Raw genomic sequence first — 21033 nt, forward strand, 5'->3', positions numbered from 1 at the left:
TATTGCGCGCCTTTGAACGAGATCATGAGCTAGCTTTCGACTTGATATGACCAGTGGTCATTCACGCGCTAACTCTACCAACGTCAATGGTCAAAACTTTGCAACAGATCCGCTGGGCTTGGTGTTGATAGGAGGGTTTCCCTATCCTCACGCATATCTACATAAGTTGGGGGATGGCCCACTCACAAACCACCCCCCAGCCGAACTGGACTGCTAGTGCTCAGGTCGGTTGACTAAATCCCTTCAATTGCGGTTTCGACTTGGCCGCAAAACTTATCAACATCGCGCCCTAGCATATCGCTTTCTCGGGTCTCATCTCTGACCGCAGATAGTTCATCTACAACGGCCAGCAAATCTTCTTCTGGAGCTGCTTCAGCAATACGCGCCAAAGCTCGAATAAGGGCGGCCGTTACGAGCCCATTGCCCCTGGCTGCGCGTCTCAGGGCGGGCATCGAGTCGTGAAACAACGACTCTGCCGTGATGGACGGGTAAACCACACGCACGGCTCCGTCTTCATCCCGATATACACCTGTGCAGAGCTTTGACGACCACGCTCGAGCCAGAGACGCCGAAAGTCGATCGATGCAGACTATTGCGGTAAACGTGTCGTTGACACCCGGCGACAAAGCCCGAAGTGCGATCTCGACGAGGAGGTGGACAGAAAATCGGATATCGCCGCTAGGATCTCGCGCGGGGATCAACGGAGCTGTCGCTTGCACCAGATCATTGAGGCTCTCTTCACTATCACCATAAACACTAGCCAAAGTGTCCGTTGGAACCATAAAGTCACCCGGCTGCACATCAAAAACGACGACTGCCCCTGCTTCCTTTGCCGCAGTCACCAGACCTTCGGTATTGATCGAATTCACATATCCAGCGCCCGAAGCCGAGACTTGGCGCTTGTCTCCCTCGTCAGGGTCTGCCGCTGAAGATGGAATATCGGCGCTGTTTTCGATTGCGGTGCTCACTTGGCGATCCAAGGCTTCGGAAATCCGCGCCGCCTCCTGATCAATGGTTACGCGCGTCGATACGGTCTGAACAAAGAGCAACAGTAAAAGAACTGAGATGATCGAATAGATTATTCCAAGCGCAACGGCCAAATTAACGGATGTGTCATCGCGTATCAGCCACAGGATCATCAAGCTGTACAAAAACGTTGCTCCAAGTGAGCCAACTGCAATCTGATTTACCCTGTCTTCGCCAAAGCGCTGCAAGAGCCTGGGCCCAATAGATCCCGCTGCCAAGGTGTAGACCAGCAAAACAATGGAATAGACCATGACCAACGCGGACATGGATGCTGCCGAGATTGCACCCAGCACACCACTCGCAGTGCTATTAGAAACGCTGAGCCAATTGGATGTGAACCAACCCCAGCCCACAAGCGCTTGCTCAATCTTGAAAACAATCCCAGCCACCAAGAGTCCGGAAAGACTTATAGCGGCAGGGATCGTTAGGAACCCGCGAAAATACCTCACAAACTCTTTAGGTGTTCGCATTCCGGCCCCCAATTCGCAATACAAGCTTTATTCTCGAATCCAGCGTTTAAGTTCACGCGAAGAACCGGTCGGCTGCCTCTTTAAGGGTGCTCTGCATATCACCCCACGCTGCTTCATAGCCTTTCCTGATGTCTTCCCAGGCCTCGTCGCTGGCGGATCTTAGCTCCCCCAGCTTGGTCTCCGCATCAGATTTTGCCTTGTGAAGCTTGCTGAGCTGTTCCTCTAGCTCCAGTTTGGCATCCGCTTCGGCGACCTTCAGCTTGGCCTCAAGGACGTCAATTTGTGCATTCCAGCTATCCAATTGAAGTTGAGCTTTCCTTTCATAACCAACACGTGTCATCTTTTTTCCTTTCACTTTCAAAGCAATCGTAAAGTTCCGTGGGTGCGGCCAATCAGGCCGCAACAATTGCCTTGAGCATCCAGACCGCTTCCTCATGCTTCGCCATCCTGGCATTCATCAAATCCTCTGTAGCTCCATCGCCATAACGGGCGGCGGTCGCAGCAGTCTCACGCAGGTTCCGGGCAATCGCTTCGTGGTCTGAGACCAATTGTTTGATCATGCCCTCTGCATCTTTGACGGTCTCTTCTTCGGTCAGCTTGGCTTGGCTAACCATGTCAGTGAACGAAATCGGTGCCACCTGACCCAACGCGCGCACACGCTCGGCCAAGTCATCCGCGGCTTCGAACAGGTCGCGATACTGACGTTCTGTCAGTTCATGAATCGGCAGGAAAAGTGGACCCACGACGTTCCAATGTATTCCTTGCGTTTTCACCATCAGGATCATGGTATCGGCCAGTACTTCCGTCACCGCGTTGGCGACCCACACATCCTTGTCGATGCCTGTGTCGTTCGTTTCTTCCTGAACTTCAGACTTCAAGACTTGCTGTATCATTTTCACTCCGTTTCGTTGCTTGCGGAGTGGAACTTAAGGGCGATACATAAAATTTCAAACAAAAACATATACTTAATATATGTACCCGACGCATCATGGGGTGCTTCATGATCCTGGGTATCCGGCCCAACATGCCAACATTGCTGTAGACACGCAGCCCCATTGCCATACATGCTTGGAGTAACTGACGTAAGCTACTGAGGTCACACCAGTGTCTGATCAAAATCGACCACCTAAGCGCACCGAGAAACTTCAGCTGATGCTCGATCTCGAAGAGCTCAAAGTTATCGATGACTGGAGATTTGAGAACAGGTTGCCATCCAGAGCGGCTGCCATTCGAGAGCTTATTCGTCGCGGCCTTGTTTCCGACGAATTCGATGAGCCTCCTACGGATGCGTCTTCTGGTGAGTTTCGTGTTGTGGACGAATGACATGATAGTACACAGAGTATCCTCTTGAAAATCACAGGTGATTGAGTCGTTGTTTGCGTCTCTCTTTCGCTGTTTGTCGTGGACCAATTTGGCGGGCAGCAAATACCTTGGCAGTCGATCCCGCGCTTCAACGGCATATCTTCAACTTCGCGCAGGCTCGTATAGAAGCGGGCGAGCAGCCCCGCCGCGTGTGCGATTTTTTGGGGTGGTAATTTGTAGCGCTTGTAGCTGATTGACGATGAACACAATGGTCGGAGCGCTAAAATCCTGAAGATGAGAGAGAAGATCAGGAAACAGACAATCCAGAAACGCCGCTTGCAGCACAAACCCGCTACCGCCTAAACTGAAACTGAATTCGAACCAGAGCCTCTGTTACGAAAAAACCCTGGCATTACGGAAAACTCTGACGACGGACACAGGAGCCTTTCTCAACGCGGCGGCAGGACAAAGGGACCGTCTGCCGACTACAGCCTCAAACCGTTACGAGATCAGGAGAGAGAAGCCGTCGGTCACGTCGAAGAGGTTTACCGGCTTTTTTTGGCCAAACGGAAACGAGATCCTCGATGGCCAAGCCAGTCTCACCTCTATAGCTTACCCAAAGACAAAGGTGCGGCATCAAAAAAGCTCTTGTCAAATATACCCGTGAAATATTTCCGCCTTACCATCTCGATCGGGACCGGACAACCAATACTCTTGAGCATGTTGCTGATCACCTTGATGCCGGCAGTATTGGCGCCGCTTTTGTCGATGACGACCTTTCTCGGAAGGCCGTTGACCACCAGCATCCTAGAGAAAAACTTTGTGGCGGCCGGTTTGTTGCTACGTCGTGAAATCATGAAATCAAGCGTTTTGCCGTATTTGTCGACAGTTCGGAAAAGGTAAGCCCATGATTCCTATGCCTTTATGTAAGTTTCGCCCATTCGCAACGATCGATCACAAGATCCTTCACGTCTGGGCGTTGTGTCGGCAATACCGCCTGAGTATCGTGTCACCCAGCGGTTCAACGTGATGTGATCTACCAAAAAGCCGCGCTCGGCCATGATCTCCTACAAGGCGCGATATGACCCGCCGTATCGGACGTAGAAGAACACAGCAAAGAGGATCACATCCTTCGGATATTGCGCGCCTTTGAAAGAAATCATGGACCAAACTTCTTCTGAATGATGCCGTTCGCCACACAGGCGCTAACGCCATGAAGGTCAATGGTCAAAACTTTGCAACAGAGCCTTCCTCAACTGCAAGTATTGCTAAGGGACAAACCTTGTCGCAAAAGTCCTGAGCCATTTTGGCTCTGGTTTTTTGGGCCGGAGGTTTTGAGGTGTTGGTATATGTTTTCCTGCCAACCATGATTGTCGCATCATCGATTGGTATTTGGCTTTTCTATATTCAACACCAGTTTGAGCACACGACCTGGGAACGGGAAGAGGGGTGGAATCTTCAGAACGCCGCATTCTATGGAAGTTCTCATTATGCCCTACCAGGCATCCTTCGGTGGTTCTCTGCTAATACCGGCATACACCATGTTCACCACCTGGCCAGCCGCATACCGTTTTATCGGCTAAACGAGGTTTTGCGTGACCATTCTGAGTTGGAAAATTGCCAGCGTATTACTCTATATGAGAGCTTTCATTGTGCACACTTGCATCTTTGGGATGAAAAAAGTCAACGTCTGCTGACATTTTCTGAGGCTTTGTCGAACGCCAATTCCAATAGGCAATTAGTGTAGTCTGGCACGTACCAGATAGGCTTCGACCGTATCACCGCCCAAGGCGCGAATGGCCTCTAGTCGGTGAAGGCCTTCAATTAGCACGAACCTCTTGTTGTCCGAGCGTATCTGGATCGGGGTCTTCTGGCCGTTCTTCAGAATATCTTCGGCCAGCGTCAGAACTTTTTGTTGATCAAGCGTTTTCGCCCGTTTCGCAGGAACATAGATCAGGTCGAGCGGATATGGTCTTTTTTCCAACATTAACTACGTGGGCAACCTTTCGTGCATTTGTTCCGGTTCAGAGCTCGCTTCCAAAGCGGGGGCTGGAACGTACGTCATAGAACCGAGCGAACAGCGTCGCGCAGTTCCTGATGCATAATCCAAGTTGCTGGCTTATCGTCACTTTCGATGTGAGAAAATGCCAGGACCTGAGCGGCTCCATCATTCTGAGCCGATCCAGCTTCGGGAATTTCGAGTTCCAGATATTCTGCGATCAATAGTCCGATTTTCTTGAAAACCTTGATGGAGGCCTCGCGCGATTTGTAACCGGCTGCCTGAGACAAGTGACCAATGGTCAGACCTTCCTTGCCTGCGATTGTAAGTGCTTTGAGCATTGTGACCTGCGCAGGGGTGAGCCTGATCTGTCGCAGTGCCTCGGCATATTCTCTTTCGCTGGGAACGAGAGTGCCGGAGTTACCCTCCAAACGGCGTTGACCACTACGTTTCCTGTCTCGTTCACCGAGAATTTCTTTTAATGCTTCGATGGCCAATGCTGGTGTTTCGCCGACTGCATCGGCAATCATTGTCTGCGTTTTAGCCGGTGGCTTAGGGAATGCGCGCGCAACGCTGTTACCGCTCAGGATGCCAGCCTTAATCAAGTACTTTCCAAATTCTTCTTCAATCACTCCTGCTACGTCAGCGTTCCGCGACTTACGAACACTGCGGTCCTGAAATGCTCTTTGTTCCAGACCACGAGCTGACATCTTTGAACCGGGAAGGGTTACTTGAGGGGCATTTTTGCGCATCAGAGAAACACCACCACAATTATGGCCGCAACAAACACCAATAACGCGATAAACATCTTCGCTCTGTAGGACCAGCGATGCGCCCTTTCGGCCTTGAGCATTTTGCCCAGGTTTTCGTCAATCGAGTTATGGTTCACGGCTTGATCCTTCCGAATTTGTCAGGCGATATTGATTTCCATTAACCTATTGTCGCGGCACATTTTCGGTGCACGTATCGTTCTGTCGTGTGAACGGCCGATTGCATTCCCAACCATCACCTCTTCGATTCAAATGAGCGTTTGAAGGCACAAGGATCGCAACGCACCTGTCCCGGTTTGCGCGAAAACCACGTTTGCATTTCCATCCGGAATAAGTTTCAGGCGCAAGGTATGCATGCGGTGGAACTGCCACGGGCTCACAGCCGCTATCCGCTGCCCTGTAACCTCTGATGCACACCCAACCATCCGCGCTGTTTTTGTCAGTCAGGCGGCCGTTGCTCGGGACATCTATCGCAACACAATCCTGGTTCTTTTTACGAAATCCCCAGTTGCAGTGTATTTCCTGCACGCCAAACCTGGTTTCGACGTACCCATTTTGAGGCGAAATCACTTCTTCACATTCTTCTCCAACACGCTGGAACAGCCGATTGCACTCCCACTGATCTCCGGTTGATGCAAGATAGGCATTTTCGGGAACTCTTATTTCCTCACAGAGTTCTCCGACATTCTGAAAACCGTGATTGCATTCCCAGCCGCTGCCATAGGCGCTACCCGTCAAAAATGCGTTTTCTGGCAAGTCTGTTATTTGGCAGGATCCGTTCTTGTTTTCGAAACCTTCGTCACAAACAGACCCATCGGCATTGCCCGCGACCTGAGCAGGAAGCTGCGTTCCTGAGAGAATCACCAAAAGTGTTGGGATCAAACAAAGAATGCAGCGAGCAAACACGATGAATGAATGGTCGAAACCGAGCCTGAGACCTGATCTATCGGGCATCAAGCACGCAATATAAGAGCCATGTGCTGTTCATACGGCGCCTTCTTTCATGGGTCACGCGATGACTGGAGCACGTCAGGTGACAGTTGCGAATGCTTGCGAGGAACGAGCTCATAGCGAAAACCCCAGCGAAACCCGTTCCTAGGCTGAGGCTCATGCTACAATTAGTCTGAATGCCATTGGATTATCGTAACCGGCAGCATCGCGGCGGCGAGTAATTTTTTACCAATACACTCTTGTCGTTCCTAGTCTGTGAAGAGTCAAGGACGCACGCTCGTCAAGAAGCGCGTGCTGCGGAATGGTCAATTTTTGAGACCGGCGAGTTATTAGGTGGCTTTGAGAATAACTGAGAGACAAAATTCAGCGGGATACCACCTTTGAAACGGAGCTATTGGCAAACTGGCAGAAAACGATTTCCGTGATGCGCAGTACAACTGCACAAACGCATTGCGTTTAAAGTCTGCTTCAAGGGCCAATTTCGGGTACTAAGGCACAATGGCGAGACAGGAATTCTGGGCACATTGATACCGCAGTGTGATCGGCCCATTGCCAAAGTAAATTTCAATTCTGTTCCTGGCCTGACAACGAGACCAATCGTGTCCACGGCTGGCAAGCAAAACAAAGCGATCTGCACAGGTATCGTTCAAATCAGTTCTCGAAGACGAGTAACTGTTTCTTTTAGATGAGCATCCAATAGCGCAAGGAGCTTATACGCAGGCCCTCCGGGGCGGCGGGCACCGCTTTCCCACAATTTGTAACCAAATTCGCTCATCCCGATAAGGTCGGCCATTTCCGCCACGGTCAAACCGGCCTTTTCGCGGACCTCAAGCGGTGAAGCCACGGGCTCGGAATTGGTGTCCGAACGGGCGCCTTGCGCCGGGTCGACGGGCACAAGGCTGGGGTCCGGTCCTGTCATGATCTGCTCCCTATTATTGTCGTTTGAGGCATGGCCATAGGCCACACCTGAAGTTCGCACTTGCGCCGATGTCAAAGTCTGGCGCGCAGGCGTTTTTCGACTGCGCTCAATCTGCGGGTCGTCTGAGCCATATCTGTCCGGAGGCTCCGGATCTCATCAAGGATGCCCTGAATATCCTCCGATCCGGAAATGGTATCGGTCGGTTCAAGCACACCATCTCCTTCACCACTCAGAAGCCAAACCAGAGAGACCCCAAGAATACCGGACATCATCTGCGCCTTGTTTGCACGTGGCTCGGTACGATCTTCTTCCCATCCCTGCACGGTTTTCAGTTTGACGCCCAGGCGACTGGCAAGCTTCTTTTGCGAGTATCCAACGGCTTCGCGCGCGGCGACGATCCGGTCGCCCAGAGTTGCCGCTTCATCACCGTAGTATGAGGTGTCGTTTGATATAGTCGTGGCTACGTTCATTCTGCTCTCTCACTTTAGTTGAAAATGTCGTGGCGCGGTCAGACCGCGAGATCATTGCGATCCGCAAGACGGATCGTCACAAGATTGCTGCATTCATGGCGGCGATATGGGGTCAGTGCCTGCGTGATTAAGGGCTGGATATCCATCCGGGATTGCTGCGACCGCGCAAACCGGCGGAAACAAGCCCAGGTTCGCTCGTCGTTGGACGCAATTACGGTCTGAACACGGGTGACATCGGTGCAGACGTCCCGACGCATCACCTGCCCCAGCATCAACGACGCAAGACCCTTGTCCGCCTCATCCTCTGAAACGCCGACCTGCCAGATAAACAGGGTTTCCAGGTCATATGGCAGAACATAAGCCAGCATCGCTCCGACCAGGTTTCCATCCAGTTCCGCAATGATCGAGAATTCTTTGTAGTCATCAAAGGCTGCCAGTTCGCCCAGAAAACCACCTATAGCTTCCTGATCCTCGGTTCTGGCCAGCGAAGACACCGCTGCGCCGTCTTCCGGTAAAGGGGGACGCAAAACCGGAATAGGTTGTTCGAACAACTCCAAAGAATGCTGCATGTACCGCTCCATCAATAAACTTTGACTAGCTAAGTAACACAGGAAAGTCGAAACTTCAAAAGACGAAGCTATTTTTTACTAAAGCGTCGTAAATCTACTTCTATTAGTGATATTTTAATTAGTAGGACTAATTATTTCATTTTCCGTTAACGCTTGAGAAATCAATGCAATTTTGACAATCTCACTCCATTCGAATGCGGAGTAGATACATGGATCGTATCGACAGCAGCCTTGTCGCCCTGCGCCGAATCCTGCGCGCCACCGAGATGTCCGGCCGGGAACTGGCGCAATCCGCCGGGCTGACCGCGGTCCAGCTTCGTGTGCTGCAAGTGATTGGCGAGACCGGGCAAACCACGGCCAAGGCGATTTCAATGCGCATGCATGTCAGCCAGGCAACTGTCACTGCGCTGGTGGACAAGCTGGTTTCGGGCGGCATGGTCGTGCGCGAGAAATCCATGACCGACCGACGGCAGACCAATATCCTGATCACGGATCGAGGGCGGAAAACCCTTGAGGACGCCCCTGATCCACTGCAACAGCTCTATGTGCAGCGGTTCAAGCAAATGGAGGATTGGGAGCAGGCAATGCTTGTTGCCGCGCTCGAAAGGGTTGCAACGATGCTAGACGCCGAAGACCTTCAGGCCGGCGCGATCTTGACAACCGGCGACTTGAACAAGGCGGAATAATGGGCCGGAATGATCGACCCTATTAGCGCACCTTTTTTGTCGAGGCTTTTATCAAGAAAGGATTTGGCAGCTTAAACGGACCCGTCGTCAACTTAGTCGATCTTTCATTGCCACGCATTCATTGCAGGCTAGCAGCCAATATCTCCTTTTGGAACAACGCTTCCGCTTTGGACTTCGACCGGCCCATCATGCTTATCGCCGTGAACGGCAGCGCTGAACCCAACATGTCAGTTAGTCGCTGCGCAGCAAGTGGCAGGTTCTGAATGCCTAGGCCTCCAGACAGCGACAATTGCAGCCGCAGCCTGGCATCGTTTGTGAATTGCCTACTGCAATTGCAGGTTTTCGGCGGAGGTCTTGCCGCGCATCCGGTCTTCTTTCAGATCGAAGCCGACCTTTGCGCCTTCTTTCAGGCTGTCGAGGCCGGAGCGCTGAACCGCGCTGATGTGCACGAATGCGTCGCCGCTGCCGTTATCCAATTCGATGAAGCCGTAGCCTTTAGTTTCGTTGAACCATTTTACTGTTCCGGTCGTCATGAGATTATCCTTTCAATGACATGTGCGCCCGCCGGGATTAGTCGGGGCTGTTTGCTACGCTCAGGCAGCAGGTTGGGTAAACTCACCAATGTTGGAGAGCATTCGCATAAGACCGTCCTGCGCTTGGGAGGGGTCGATCTGGTGTTGTCGGTGTCCGTTTCGCTGGTGCGTCGCGTGGCCAACGGTTCGCGGCTTTGGCGAAGGTGCAAGATTGGCAACGCTGGGCTTTTGCGGTTTTGCATTGCGACCGCGTTTCGCAGGTTCGGCTTGCATTTCATCGCCATTTGGCAGCCTGTTGCCGATCAGCCTTTCAATATCCTGCAGGAGGGGCATCTCTTCACGATCACACAGTGAAATCGCGGTGCCGGTTCTGCCCGCGCGGGCGGTCCGGCCAATGCGATGCACATAGGATTCCGGCACATTCGGAAGCTCATAATTCACCACATGGGATACATCGTCGATGTCGATGCCCCGTGCGGCAATATCGGTGGCAACAAGGACGGTGGTTGATCCCGACCGGAATCCTGCCATGGCACGTTCGCGCTGAGGCTGGCTTTTGTTCCCATGAATGGCAGCGGAGTTGATCCCGGCTGCAATCAAGTGTTTGCAGACATTATCGGCACCGCGTTTGGTGCGTGTAAAAACGACCGCGCGGTGAACAGCTTTGTCCGACAGAATGTCTGCCAGGACACGGCGTTTGTCCTGCTTGGCAACATGTCTGACGCTCTGCGCAATCCGTTCAATCGGCTTTGAAACAGCCGCTACCTGAACCTCTGCCGGATCGTTCAGGAAATCATCGGCAAGCTTTCTGATCTGCCCCGGCATGGTCGCCGAAAGAAGCGCAGTCAGTCGCTTTTCAGGCAGCTTGGCCATGATCTTTCGGATGCTGGGCAGAAAACCCAAGTCCAGCATCTGATCGGCCTCATCCACCACGATGGCCTTGGTCTGAGACAGATTGATGACGCCTGTGCCAAGATGATCCAGCAAGCGACCAGGCGTTGCCACCACAATGTCCACACCGCCGCTGAGAGCCTTGATCTGCCCGCCGGGGCGTACGCCACCGACGACAAGTGTCGCCGTGATCAAGCTGAACTTGCTGTAAGCGAGGATGTTGTCCACGATCTGCGCCGCAAGCTCACGCGTGGGCGTAAGGATCAGGGCTGTGCACTGTTTCGGAGCGGGTTTTGATCTCTCACGCTCAATCCGATGCAACAGGGGCAATACAAATGAGGCGGTTTTTCCTGTGCCGGTCTGGGCAATACCGATCACGTCGCGCTTAGATTGCAGCAGCGGAATGACCTTGGCCTGAATGGGCGTAGGGGTCGAATATCCTTGAGCCTTGATGGCCTTCAGGATGGGCTCGGCAAGGCCGAGGGTGTCAAATGTCGTCAAAAGCGTTTGGTCTCGTGCCATAAACGCGGTTCACCGCTATCGGCACTTGGTCTCTCTAATCTACTGGGAAGCTCGTATGAAATAGCCGCCGTCGTTTCGTTGCTCTCAAGGAGCTATTCAAGACAACGATCTGGGGATCACGGGCGAGAATACTTTACCGCTGATTTGTTCATCCACACGCGGCGTTGCGCCTCACCTACAGGGCAAAGGTTAAGAAAGCAACAACTCATTCATAGAGCAGACATTTGCCAAGGTTACGTTTGTCGCAAAGCCGGAATAGCAAAGTCTTGGATTGAATGTCCGGTTTGGGCTGATAGTTCTACTCTAGGGGGGGGCGCGCAAAAAAGGCCGCTCGAAAGCGGCCTGATGGATTACACCACGGTGGCTTCCGCGATGGCGAGCGCGTCTTCGATGTCTACACCCAGGTAACGCACTGTACTGTCCATCTTGGTGTGACCAAGCAATAGCTGCACGGCTCGCAAGTTACCTGTTCTACGATAAATCTGCGCCACTTTTGTGCGTCGCATTGAATGGGTCCCATATTGGCTGGGATCAAGCCCAATCGAAGCGACCCATGACTGAACCAACCTCGCGTACTGACGAGTAGAAATATGCAGCCGATACTGAAACCGTCCCGGCCACAAGTACTCGGATCTTTTCATTGCAGGTTGTTTCAACCATCTCAGAAGCGAGTTTCGTGTACCACTGCTAATTTCAAAGCGAACTGGTTTCTGTGTCTTGCTTTGGTTGACTGACGCTCGTTCCTTTACTTTTCCCGCAGTAAACACGTCTGCGACTTTCAGGCGAACTAGATCGCAACCACGGAGCTTACTATCTATTGCTAAATTGAAGAGTGCTAAGTTCCTATGATCTTCTGAAATTTCTAAGCGAACGCGTATTGCCCAGACATGCCTTGGCAAAAGCGGGCGCTTCTGGCCAATAACCCGACCTTTGTTCCACGCAGATCGGCCAACTCGAATGACGGTTAGATTTAAAACTTGCATGACGAATACTCCACACCGCCACGCACAACCTCATCGCCCACACAGTGTCAGCGTCTATTGGTTACCATGCTTGGTCTCCGTCATGAATAATCTGACTTTGTCGAAGCCCGACCAGCGCCACAAATATGCGATTTGGTGTAGGGCGAATAGCAGAACTATGGATTCAATAGATCAGGGTGGATAATCTTCGGTGTAGGGGAGAACGGGAGTGGAACGCCGCCTTACCACTATCTTGAGTATTGACGTCGTGGGCTACTCGCGGCTGATGGAACGCGATGAGGCATCGACGCTGGCTGCACTAAAGTCGCATCGGCTGGAACTCATTGAACCCTTTGCGGCGAGTTTTGGCGGCAAGACAATCAAGCTGATGGGTGATGGTGCACTGCTGGAGTTTGAAAGCACCGTACAGGCAATGAAATTTGCCGTTTCTGTACAAAACGAAATGCTTTCTCGAAACTCGGACGTTCCAGAAAGTGAAAGAATTGTTTTTCGGATCGGCATAAATATCGGAGATGTGATTGCCGAGGACGGAGACATATATGGTGATGGCGTCAATGTCGCTGCCCGCCTTGAAGGTTTGGCTGAGCCCGGAGGTATTTGCATTCACCGCAGCGTGCGGGATCAGGTGCAGGACAAACTGGATCTGAATTTCGAGGATCTGGGTGAGACCGAAGTCAAGAACATAGAGAGACCAGTCCGAGCCTTCGAAGTCGTACTGGATGACAAGGCCAAGGCTTTGGCTGTATCGGAGCCAGTTGCGCATACGAAACCACACATATCCAAATGGGCGCCAACTCTGGTCGGTGCAATATGCATCTGCTTGGTGCTGGTTGCGGTAATATGGTGGCGATCCAGAGATGTGGGCCCCCTGACCGACCAAGAGGAGTTGGCGCTTGCCATCCCGGACGAACCTTCCATTGTCGTTTTACCCTTTGAGAACCGCTCACCAGTTGAAGAGGTCGGCTATCTGGCGGAAGGCTTTGGAACAGCGATCACGACGCAGCTTTCGAAGTTTCCACAGCTATTTGTGATCGCTGGTTCGACTTCGATTACCTTTGCCGACAGCTTGGTCAAACCGCTCGAAATAGGTCGAGAGCTCGGTGTGCGATATGTTCTTTCAAGTAGCGTTCAGAGCGTTGGCGAGAAAATTTCAATTAACTCAACACTTATAGAGACAGAGTCGGGGCACGCGTTATGGTCTGAACAATATGACATTGGGATCGAAGAATTGTTTGCCGCTCAAGCCGACCTTATTCGGGAAATCGCATCCACCCTAAAAATAGTAGTTGAGGAAGAAGAAATCGCTTCGCTTAGGAAACGGCCGACCGATGATCTAGAAGCGTATGAACTTTTTCTGAGGGCTGTTGCCAAAAGCAAGCTGCTGAATACTGCGAGTCGGCAAGAGGCAATTGAACTACTGGAACGAGCAATAGAGCTCGATCCAGACTACCTTTCTGCACATATTGAATTGAGCGGTCGCTACCTTAGCGTTTGGCGCTTTGGTGGGTCGGACGATCCAGAAACCGCGCTGAACAAAGCCCGTAGGCACGCACAGCGTGCGTTAGAACTGGATCAATCGGACTATCGCGTTCAACACCGCTTGGGCCAGCTACATTTGTTTGCTGACCACGATCATCAACTTGCATACCAGGCATTTCAGCGGGCAATACGGGAGAACTCCAATGATCCTGAGGTTCTATATGGTATGGGCTTTCTACGGTCGCTTATGGGTGAGCCAGCCGAAGCGATTGAGTGGAACAACAAGGCAAAAAAGGTCAATCCGCGTTATCCCGGCTGGTACAATTTTAACGCGGCCCTTTCTCATTTCCTCATCAGAGATTACGAACAGGCAATTCTGCTGGCAAAAACCGGTATCTCAACTTATCCAAAGTCGCTTCCTCCGCGCCGTATCTTGGTCGCAACCCTTGCTGAAATGGGACGTCTGGAAGATGCACAGGTTGAAGCAAAGAAATTACTCGAAATCCGGCCGGACTTCCGTGTTTCTACACACAGAAACACACCCTTTATGCATACTGAGGACCAGGACCGGTATTTTGGTGCGATGGTTGCTGGTGGATTGCCCGAATAGAAAGATTTTCATATCCCCGGATACTGGCTTTATGCGCGGTTTCCACTTTTGGTAGCATCGTTGCATGAACGGACCAATCCGCTCCTCGGGATCAACAAAGTTCGCTGATGAATGTCTGGTTTGGGCTGCGACCAGCCAACCATGTAAACCGCAGAAAACGGCAATATTGTCTGACATCAGCACCTTTGGGCCTGATTGAAGGATTTGCATATCAGAGTCTGAAGCACTATTGTTTAAAAGTTGGTATTGCGATCTCAAATTTGTTGAAACGCAAGATCAGACGATCACCTTGCGCGCACCCAGCAAGTTCATCGCGCAGTATATTCAGTCTCACCATTTGAAACCTTTGCTTGGAGCGATCCAGCTCGAGTTTGGGCGAATTCACAAAGTGTGTCTGCTCGGCTAACAATCCGGTTTTGAAGCTCGCGCGCTGTGCCTTGAGACCACCGAAGTTGCTGATTTCAACCGTTGAGTTCGGCCTCGAACACCCCAATGGTTTTCAGGATGTCATCAAACAAGGGGGTATCCCCCATGATCATTTCTTGCATCCCCACATAGTCCCGGCGCAGCGCTGCTTTCAGCTCAGGGTTTGGTAGCAATCTTAGAGATCCGGGCCTGGCATTCTCGTAGTTAGCCCAAGCCGCTTTGAAGAAGACGGACTTATGGTGTGCAACCTGATCCAGCAAGCCGATCTGTTCGATCGCGCGAGAATGGGACTCGTGTGTGATCAACTGAGCCATGTCGTAATAGTGGCGCGACATACGGTCAGCCAGAGGTTTGGTGATGTCCTGATGATAGAGCATATGCAGGATCGTGGCTTTTTCCCAGAATGTGCGTTCAACACCCAAGACCTTCACATCAATGTCGCCCGCTCCCACAAGGTCTGGAAAGGCCTGATGCACATAAGGTGATATCCTGCGGGACTCGGCTGGTAGGTGAACGCCACGGGCGCCAAACTCGAACCGCACTACCGGCTGGATGTAGCCGCTGGCCGCACTTGTCTCGGATGGATAGGCGAAAAGCAAGGTTTGTGCATCATTAGGATCGACCGACAGGGAAAAGTGCTGATCCAGCGCAGTGCCAAACTTGATCTTGGTTTCTTTCAGAAGCGGTCCTGAGACTACTTTGGTGGCTGTATCCTGAAGTTCCTGCAGCAGTTGCTTTTGTTTTTTACCGGAAAGGGCAGGGTGGTCGGGGTCACGTGCGCCCTCGAAACCGAGCTGTGCCCGGTCGAGAGACAGATCCACGTCTTCTGAGAACCGATGGATTATGTCATAGGCCTTGGATAGCGATGTCCCGCCCTTGAAGATCATGTGAGCGCCAAAAGAGGGCAGGGCGAATAGATGTTTCAGTGACCAACAGACCCAGAAATCCTTCTCGACGATTGCTTTGGACAAACCAAGCTGTGCGGCCGTTTCCTGAAACGCTTCTTCACGGTTCTTTGGAGTATCGTTGGCAAACTGGTCCACGATCAGTTCCGCGCCACGATTTGCTGCACTACCGGATGCATCCAAGCCGGAACATATCTGCTTTGTTTTGCAAGCAATGCCCGGTCCTTACCATCCAGATTGCGCGCCAGCGTGTCGACAACCCGGCTATCCACCCGGTTTTTGCCGACATAGCGTAACGCCTGAAATACGGCGCCGGTTTTCTGGCCTGCACCAACTAGTGTTTTGGATGATGCATTCCGGAACTGGATGACTTGTCGACCGACTTTCTTGGTGCGGGTCGGGCCGTCGGTCATATAAATCGGCTTAGACGGCACTTGGGTCGACAGCCCCAACTGGTTGGCTGCCATGGCAGGGGAGGGCTGTAGAACCTGATTGTCTTTGCGTGCAATCGCTTTGGCAATGTCATCGGCTGACGGAGACAACAGCCCTAATCGGGCGCTCTTTCTCGGATAGTCATAAAGCCCACGCGTTAACCGTCGGATCATCCCTTGATCCGCCAAACGCGACAATGCCTGATCCACGCTTGCGCGGGAGCCAATATCCAGAAAGTCGGTTGGTGCAAAGATTGCCCCCCGGCCTTTTCCGATGATGCGTTGTTTAATTGATGAAGTGATCATAGTTTTCTCCTTGTCAGAAAATATAGTATTTTTTTCTGACATTCAAGTTAGAAGAAAGCTGAGGTGATTGCGTAAGTCCGGCGGAATGCAGTCATTCGCTGCAGGTGCAAAGTGAACTCACGCAAGTAGCAAAAGCGGCCATTCTAGCCTATGAGGCGCGAAAAATAGGCTCAATTGCCTGTTTCAGATTTAAAAGCTCAGAATGAAGCGAGATCAACAAATGACCGCCTGAACAAGCCACTTCATGAGGCAAAGATATCGGCGATACGCTAGGTAGAGTCCTCAAAATACTCCAGGCTCTCTTCGAGGAAAGTCTCTTCAACGCTCAATGTCCGAGAAGTTAGTTGTTGTTCGTTCGAGTACCGGAATAGCGTTTCAAGCGTTTGGCGGTTCTTCTCCATGCCATATGGATAGAAATTTCGTCCCATCAGCGCGCGGGTGTTCTCAAGCTCTTGGCTGTACCAGGGCAGCATGTCCGTGGCCCATGTCAGGCGATCCTTGATCTTGTCAAATTTCTCCCGCTTGGCGATATGCTGGCAGAAGCCCTTACATTGGGAGACTTTTTTACCAGGTTCACACAAGCGGTTTCCAAAGAATCCAATGCCGTTACGCAATCCCTCTTTGTCGAAGGAGAGCACGCGTATTTCAGTGCCAAAAGGAACTTCCAAATTTCGGTTTCTCCCAGCCAAACCGATGCGTTTCTGACGAGTATTTGGATATCCCTGTTGCACCGTGTCCTGGATTTCAGGTGGGACCCCAACCAGGTCATTCTTCGCGTCAGTGACCCGGATGCGCTGCCCGGTCAGTTTCACGGCGTTCGGGCTATCAAGTGCAATCCTCAAGGTTTTTCGATCAGGTTTCCCTCCAGCTGGTTAAATTACAGATTACGACCAGAGGCACTGGAGAACCCGCCAGACTACAGGGTTATGGATGAGGATCTGGCCGCCCCGCAGGATTTCCTTGCGGGACTGGAAGGCCTGATCAGGGTCCATCTTGCGGATTCAGGATTTGGTGTGGATGAGCTTGCGGACCTTTGCGGTTTTCATCAGGAAACACTGAACAACCGGCTGAAACCTTACGGTCAAACGTCATCCCAAGTGATCGCGCGCATTAAGCAGGAAGAAGCCGAACGCCTGCTAGCAAAAGACAATAAATCCGTTGGCGAGACAGCGCAAAGGCTTGGCTATGCCGACCCAACCGCCTTCTCCAGAGCATTTCGTAAATGGACGGGCGTATCTCCGGCAGCCTACAAGAAATCAAACCGGAAGGACTAGCATTGCTCCTGAACATCGCCATCGGTCTTCTATCTGCATTTTTTCTCTTTGCTTCATCCATCAAGATTTTTGGGTGGCAAAAGAAGGTCTTTGAAATCCAGTTGGGCATGTTCGAAAGTTACGGCCTCAACAGGCAGATCATGTTCATCGTCGGTTGCGGGGAACTTTTCGGGGCAACCGCCATCTGGTTTCAATCGTCCTGGATCGGGCCGCTAGGAGCACTAGCGTTGCTCTGCACATCTGTCGGAGCGATATTCTGCCATCTAGTGTTCGATACCTGGAAGCAGAGTATACCGGCGACGATAACAGGGACACTTGCGGCTCTTGTTTTGAACGCTGGGTATTCGAAACTTCTAAACGTGCTGTAACGACAGCCACCCGACCGATGCCAGGCAGCCCCAGGACAGCGATGGAACGTGCACAACGGGCCTTTATTCTCGACTTTGCAAAGTCCGCTTGCTGCGCTACCCGAAACACGGTGTGCTTGTCGGAATAGAAGGCAACAGGGCGACCGTAATCAGCTAGGTAGCCTTCAAGCGCTTCGAAATAGCTGAAGGTGCTTTCCGACTTCACGAACCGCAGCTGCATCAATGTGCTGGTCGCATCGTCGATGCAGACCAGCCGCGTGCAGGGCGGGGCGCGATCTTCGAACCAGCGGTGGTCAGATCCGTCGATCTGGATGAGCTCGCCGAAGCATTCCCGGCGCAAGCGCGGCTGGTGGAACGTCCAGCGTTGTTTGCGAGATAGCCAGATTCCATCTGCCTGCATCCATTTGCGCAGCGTCTCGCGCGAAACTTTCAGATCATGATGTTCCAACAACATCTCAGCTGCCAGTGTCGGGCCAAAATCAGCGTATCGCTCTTTGACGAGTGCCAGGGCAAATTCTCGAACGGCCGGATCAATACGATTGTTGGATCTACGGTCGCGCGGCTTGTGACGCAGCGCAGCTGGACCATCAGTCTGGAAAACCCTGAGCAAACGGTGAACTTGTCTGCGGCTCAAGTTCAGAACATTTGCGGCGGAAACTACCGTCATTCGGCCTTGGGAAACCTGGCTCAGCACTTCTATTCGATTAAGCTCGCGCTCGCTCATGACAACCAATCCCACCGTCACACTCCAATCCTGCCTGCTCGACAGGGAAGTGTGACACTTCTACTTTGATAATGTGGGACATCTTAACTTTGCGGCTTCAGGTATTCTCCTGATAATCTAAATTATGTTAAATGCTTAAGAGATATACACCATGCAGGCCGCCCAATGTTTCTGCGCAAGTTTCTATCTCAGGCGGCCTCCTAAAACCGGGTCGAATGACCCCAGCTCCAAAGTATCGAGGCGTAGGAAGAACTAGCCGAGTACATTCTCGCCGGCGGTTTCAGGAGCGCCACTGATACTGTACTCACGGCGATGCTTTGAGGTCAGGATTCACCAACTCCAATTCACTTTCATTTCGACGAGGATACGTCGCCCATCACCGAAATCCTTCGGACGTGCGTCACATGGATCTTCAGACCTGCTATCATAGTAACAACTGCTGGGAACAAACCCCGGGACACGGGCGCGCTCAAGTGACATCAAAGTGTCTTCGTGAGGTCTGCTGAGGCCCTGGCGGAAACTTGCGCCAGTCTCCAGGTTGTGTCGCAGCCAATATCCGATTTCGGCTTTTTTGCCTGATTTCACATAAGCGTCTATGAGGGGTGCTGGCAGACTGGTGCAATCGGCAAGAATTTTGGTGAACGAAGCTGTCCAATCATCGTTCTCTTCGGACGATTCAGGATGCGAACCCCAGCCCAGATGCTTTGACGTATCGAGACGTTCCGACGCGATCCATTCGAGTTCGATCGATTCATCGCCCAAATCGTCATAGGGAGCGATCTCATCATAGATTAGATCATACAGGGCGTTTGTAATTTCATCGAGCGTTGCGCCCGATTGGACGTTCAGTTGTGCCTCATCGAACAAGACGAATTTTGGCGTGTTTGGGTTACCCATCGATTTACTCCGTGTATACAAGTGGTTAGGGGTGATTGCAAAGACATGCTCTTTGCTGCAGAAAGAAAGTTGGTGTGTTTGGATTTTCCGGAAATCGATTTCGAAAAAAATTCAACTTTTTTGAACGTGGTCTTACTGGCGGCCACATCGCGCAGATGACGCAACTGGAAGATTGCAGGAATAGGAAAACGAACTGACCAATCACTGGACCTCACAAAAACGGGGTCAGGTGAATGATCAGTTCGCGCGTCTCCATCCCTGTCATCCGATCATCAGACAGAACCTCTGATCCGGATCGCAGAAACATCAGACCAATGGCGGGGTTGTCCAAATTCGACCAACCCAAAAAGGCGTCAACGGGCAGCTTTAGATCGAGCAACCCCCATCTTCATCCACTTGGGCGATTTCGCTTTCTGAAAAGGTCTCGCCAATCTTGAGCATTGCGTCTAACGCGGTATCCAGTCGATCGGTCATCTCAGACGGATCATCCGGCAAACTGTGATTGGGGGGCATGGTAGGCGACTGTTGTAAATCGGATAGCCATTCAATTTTTTTCATGTCTTTTCCAAGAGTTGCCCCTTGTGCTTTCGCCTTTGAGCGATAAATGGGGGCATGGGGGAGGATTTTTTGAACCGTCGTAGGTGAGGTTCAAAAAATCCTCCCCCATACTCCATTTAGACCTCAGTAACTTCTGATGCTTCTTTAGCAGAGCAGCAGATCGCAGATTGCTGTTCAGGTTTGTTCAAAATTCTAGATCCGTGGGCCCGATCGCCCGAGGAGGCGATCAAGCTAACGTCGATCGAACTCCGGCGCGTCAGAAATCAGTGTATCTTCCTTGGCGATATCCAGCAGCCACTCGCTAGCGACCTCGGCGTCTTACCAGGAACTAAGTATCGTAGAGCAGCGTAGACTATGGATCTCTTCGGACTTAGATCCCCTGTCAGATGAGCCCCATATACCAGGCGTGCAAACCAGCCAGGCCTTTACAAAAACCTACAGCCGCTCAAGCTAAGCCAGACCGACTTCAATCGGCCAAGACCGGAGAGGCTCGAGCTCGAAGGTGCAAAAACAATGAAGAGGTTCATTAGCCAGACACCAGTTCATTCAGCAAATGATACGGTGCTGTTTCTCGGAACTCGGATACGAGATCAGGATCTTCAATCCGACCCCGTCCAGCGGTCTCGAGCAGATGACGTACATAGACGAACCCGGCGATTGTCGCGCCGACGCCTGCGATGTTCAGCGCGATTTCTAATACCGTCATCTAACCCCCTACTATGAAAATGCACGTGTGCATAATTCTCTGGTTGCACTATGTCCGTATGGTTTTGCCAAGACGTTTAAAGTATCATAGATGCATGACACGGGAACACGAAATCTGGGCGGGCGAGCTCATGGCGAAGATGGCATATCCTGGTTTGCCCCCAACGGGTGGTCCGGTTTGATTGTTAGTGCATCGTGGCCGTTTGGTCCATCGGCACGATGCTTTCCGGAGCAGGCGGTCGATATCCCAGTGAGCTGT

The 21033-nt window shown here is 51.9% G+C and carries 27 protein-coding genes and 2 pseudogenes; 8 read left to right on the forward strand and 21 right to left on the reverse strand.

Translation table 11 applies throughout. The features are described from left to right. Positions 1-233: 233 nt before the first annotated feature. From AC2FNE_RS22010 to AC2FNE_RS22020, 3 genes are read right to left on the reverse strand one after another with little or no spacing between them, the layout of a single operon-like run. On the reverse strand, positions 234-1496 hold the full coding sequence (locus AC2FNE_RS22010) for a DUF2254 domain-containing protein (protein ID WP_496806281.1): 1263 nt from the start codon (positions 1494-1496) through the stop codon (positions 234-236). A 52-nt stretch (positions 1497-1548) separates the two neighbouring features. Next, positions 1549-1836, reverse strand: a complete 288-nt coding sequence (locus tag AC2FNE_RS22015; RefSeq protein ID WP_496806282.1) for a sll1863 family stress response protein — start codon at positions 1834-1836, stop codon at positions 1549-1551. Between the two features lie 52 nt (positions 1837-1888). Further along, positions 1889-2389, reverse strand: coding sequence for a Dps family protein (locus AC2FNE_RS22020; RefSeq protein ID WP_496806283.1), 501 nt, complete (start codon positions 2387-2389; stop codon positions 1889-1891). Positions 2390-2600: 211 nt separating this feature from the next. On the opposite strand from AC2FNE_RS22020, the gene AC2FNE_RS22025 reads away from it, so the two are divergent. Beyond that, positions 2601-2819: a hypothetical protein gene (locus tag AC2FNE_RS22025; RefSeq protein WP_496806284.1), complete on the forward strand. Its 219-nt coding sequence runs from the start codon at positions 2601-2603 to the stop codon at positions 2817-2819. 626 nt (positions 2820-3445) lie between these two features. Here the strand turns inward: AC2FNE_RS22025 and AC2FNE_RS22030 are convergent. Further along, positions 3446-3961: pseudogene (locus AC2FNE_RS22030) on the reverse strand (IS6 family transposase); the annotation flags it as partial. 143 nt (positions 3962-4104) lie between these two features. Here AC2FNE_RS22030 and AC2FNE_RS22035 point away from each other — a divergent pair. Further along, positions 4105-4545, forward strand: a complete 441-nt coding sequence (locus AC2FNE_RS22035) for a fatty acid desaturase (RefSeq protein ID WP_496806285.1) — start codon at positions 4105-4107, stop codon at positions 4543-4545. Here AC2FNE_RS22035 and AC2FNE_RS22040 read toward each other — a convergent pair. The 3 genes from AC2FNE_RS22040 to AC2FNE_RS22050 all read right to left on the reverse strand — a co-directional run bounded on the left by AC2FNE_RS22040 (position 4537) and on the right by AC2FNE_RS22050 (position 5686). Then, positions 4537-4785, reverse strand: a complete 249-nt coding sequence (locus tag AC2FNE_RS22040) for a ParB N-terminal domain-containing protein (RefSeq protein ID WP_170678917.1) — start codon at positions 4783-4785, stop codon at positions 4537-4539. The genes AC2FNE_RS22035 and AC2FNE_RS22040 overlap by 9 nt on opposite strands. A 74-nt stretch (positions 4786-4859) precedes the next feature. Then, positions 4860-5549: a hypothetical protein gene (locus tag AC2FNE_RS22045; RefSeq protein WP_496806286.1), complete on the reverse strand. Its 690-nt coding sequence runs from the start codon at positions 5547-5549 to the stop codon at positions 4860-4862. Then, on the reverse strand, positions 5549-5686 hold the full coding sequence (locus AC2FNE_RS22050) for a hypothetical protein (protein ID WP_170712025.1): 138 nt from the start codon (positions 5684-5686) through the stop codon (positions 5549-5551). Before AC2FNE_RS22050 ends, AC2FNE_RS22045 begins: the two co-directional genes overlap by 1 nt. A gap of 235 nt (positions 5687-5921) precedes the next feature. On the opposite strand from AC2FNE_RS22050, the gene AC2FNE_RS22055 reads away from it, so the two are divergent. Further along, positions 5922-6200 carry a hypothetical protein gene (locus tag AC2FNE_RS22055; protein WP_496806287.1) on the forward strand — a complete coding sequence of 93 codons (279 nt, stop codon included), beginning with the start codon at positions 5922-5924 and terminating at the stop codon, positions 6198-6200. 964 nt (positions 6201-7164) lie between these two features. Here the strand turns inward: AC2FNE_RS22055 and AC2FNE_RS22060 are convergent. From AC2FNE_RS22060 to AC2FNE_RS22070, 3 genes are all read right to left on the reverse strand, one after another. After that, the gene (locus AC2FNE_RS22060; RefSeq protein ID WP_496806288.1) at positions 7165-7437 is read right to left on the reverse strand and encodes a helix-turn-helix domain-containing protein; all 273 of its coding nucleotides are present in this window, start codon (positions 7435-7437) and stop codon (positions 7165-7167) included. Between the two features lie 71 nt (positions 7438-7508). Then, on the reverse strand, positions 7509-7907 hold the full coding sequence (locus tag AC2FNE_RS22065) for a helix-turn-helix domain-containing protein (protein ID WP_496806289.1): 399 nt from the start codon (positions 7905-7907) through the stop codon (positions 7509-7511). A gap of 38 nt (positions 7908-7945) precedes the next feature. Continuing rightward, positions 7946-8476: a GNAT family N-acetyltransferase gene (locus tag AC2FNE_RS22070; RefSeq protein WP_480523193.1), complete on the reverse strand. Its 531-nt coding sequence runs from the start codon at positions 8474-8476 to the stop codon at positions 7946-7948. A 209-nt stretch (positions 8477-8685) separates the two neighbouring features. On the opposite strand from AC2FNE_RS22070, the gene AC2FNE_RS22075 reads away from it, so the two are divergent. Then, positions 8686-9162 (forward strand): MarR family winged helix-turn-helix transcriptional regulator, encoded by a 477-nt coding sequence (locus tag AC2FNE_RS22075; RefSeq protein ID WP_496806290.1) that lies wholly within the window; start codon positions 8686-8688, stop codon positions 9160-9162. Between the two features lie 323 nt (positions 9163-9485). On the opposite strand, the gene AC2FNE_RS22080 is transcribed toward AC2FNE_RS22075, so the two are convergent. From AC2FNE_RS22080 to AC2FNE_RS22090, 3 genes are all read right to left on the reverse strand, one after another. Continuing rightward, positions 9486-9695, reverse strand: coding sequence for a cold-shock protein (locus tag AC2FNE_RS22080; RefSeq protein WP_170329064.1), 210 nt, complete (start codon positions 9693-9695; stop codon positions 9486-9488). A gap of 60 nt (positions 9696-9755) precedes the next feature. Continuing rightward, a complete protein-coding gene (locus AC2FNE_RS22085) occupies positions 9756-11108 on the reverse strand; it encodes a DEAD/DEAH box helicase (RefSeq protein WP_480523190.1) in 1353 nt (450 codons plus the stop codon). Positions 11109-11458: 350 nt separating this feature from the next. Beyond that, positions 11459-12091, reverse strand: a complete 633-nt coding sequence (locus AC2FNE_RS22090; RefSeq protein ID WP_496806291.1) for a tyrosine-type recombinase/integrase — start codon at positions 12089-12091, stop codon at positions 11459-11461. Between the two features lie 208 nt (positions 12092-12299). Here AC2FNE_RS22090 and AC2FNE_RS22095 point away from each other — a divergent pair, with 208 nt between their 5' ends. Both AC2FNE_RS22095 and AC2FNE_RS22100 read left to right on the forward strand, forming a co-directional pair. Continuing rightward, positions 12300-14180 carry an adenylate/guanylate cyclase domain-containing protein gene (locus AC2FNE_RS22095; protein ID WP_496717020.1) on the forward strand — a complete coding sequence of 627 codons (1881 nt, stop codon included), beginning with the start codon at positions 12300-12302 and terminating at the stop codon, positions 14178-14180. Between the two features lie 229 nt (positions 14181-14409). Next, positions 14410-14586, forward strand: coding sequence for a DnaA N-terminal domain-containing protein (locus AC2FNE_RS22100; RefSeq protein ID WP_496806292.1), 177 nt, complete (start codon positions 14410-14412; stop codon positions 14584-14586). 55 nt (positions 14587-14641) lie between these two features. Here the strand turns inward: AC2FNE_RS22100 and AC2FNE_RS22105 are convergent, their stop codons facing one another. The 3 genes from AC2FNE_RS22105 to AC2FNE_RS22115 all read right to left on the reverse strand — a co-directional run bounded on the left by AC2FNE_RS22105 (position 14642) and on the right by AC2FNE_RS22115 (position 16916). Continuing rightward, positions 14642-15649 carry a nucleotidyl transferase AbiEii/AbiGii toxin family protein gene (locus AC2FNE_RS22105; RefSeq protein WP_496806293.1) on the reverse strand — a complete coding sequence of 336 codons (1008 nt, stop codon included), beginning with the start codon at positions 15647-15649 and terminating at the stop codon, positions 14642-14644. Between the two features lie 2 nt (positions 15650-15651). Then, entirely contained in the window at positions 15652-16248 is a 597-nt protein-coding gene (locus AC2FNE_RS22110; protein WP_496806294.1) for a DUF6088 family protein, read from the reverse strand. Positions 16249-16517: 269 nt separating this feature from the next. Next, positions 16518-16916, reverse strand: coding sequence for a hypothetical protein (locus AC2FNE_RS22115; RefSeq protein ID WP_496806295.1), 399 nt, complete (start codon positions 16914-16916; stop codon positions 16518-16520). A gap of 57 nt (positions 16917-16973) precedes the next feature. Between AC2FNE_RS22115 and AC2FNE_RS22120 the strand changes: the two genes are divergently transcribed. Both AC2FNE_RS22120 and AC2FNE_RS22125 read left to right on the forward strand, forming a co-directional pair. Beyond that, entirely contained in the window at positions 16974-17522 is a 549-nt protein-coding gene (locus tag AC2FNE_RS22120; protein ID WP_496806296.1) for a helix-turn-helix domain-containing protein, read from the forward strand. After that, positions 17471-17785 (forward strand): annotated as a pseudogene (locus tag AC2FNE_RS22125) (DoxX family protein); the annotation flags it as partial. The gene AC2FNE_RS22120 and the pseudogene AC2FNE_RS22125, both read left to right, overlap by 52 nt. Here the strand turns inward: AC2FNE_RS22125 and AC2FNE_RS22130 are convergent. The 5 genes from AC2FNE_RS22130 to AC2FNE_RS22150 all read right to left on the reverse strand — a co-directional run bounded on the left by AC2FNE_RS22130 (position 17667) and on the right by AC2FNE_RS22150 (position 20775). Further along, positions 17667-18629, reverse strand: a complete 963-nt coding sequence (locus AC2FNE_RS22130) for an ISNCY family transposase (RefSeq protein WP_496806301.1) — start codon at positions 18627-18629, stop codon at positions 17667-17669. The pseudogene AC2FNE_RS22125 and the gene AC2FNE_RS22130 sit on opposite strands and share 119 nt — an antisense overlap. A gap of 315 nt (positions 18630-18944) precedes the next feature. Beyond that, complete coding sequence (locus AC2FNE_RS22135) at positions 18945-19511, reverse strand: hypothetical protein (protein ID WP_496806297.1); 567 nt, start codon at positions 19509-19511, stop codon at positions 18945-18947. Between the two features lie 211 nt (positions 19512-19722). Next, positions 19723-19890 carry a hypothetical protein gene (locus tag AC2FNE_RS22140; RefSeq protein WP_496806298.1) on the reverse strand — a complete coding sequence of 56 codons (168 nt, stop codon included), beginning with the start codon at positions 19888-19890 and terminating at the stop codon, positions 19723-19725. Next, positions 19878-20069, reverse strand: a complete 192-nt coding sequence (locus AC2FNE_RS22145) for a hypothetical protein (protein WP_496806299.1) — start codon at positions 20067-20069, stop codon at positions 19878-19880. The genes AC2FNE_RS22140 and AC2FNE_RS22145 overlap by 13 nt, the downstream gene beginning before the upstream one ends. A gap of 526 nt (positions 20070-20595) precedes the next feature. Further along, on the reverse strand, positions 20596-20775 hold the full coding sequence (locus AC2FNE_RS22150) for a hypothetical protein (RefSeq protein WP_496806300.1): 180 nt from the start codon (positions 20773-20775) through the stop codon (positions 20596-20598). Positions 20776-21033 lie beyond the last annotated feature (258 nt).

It is taken from the genome of Ruegeria sp. YKSD179 (assembly GCF_059612885.1).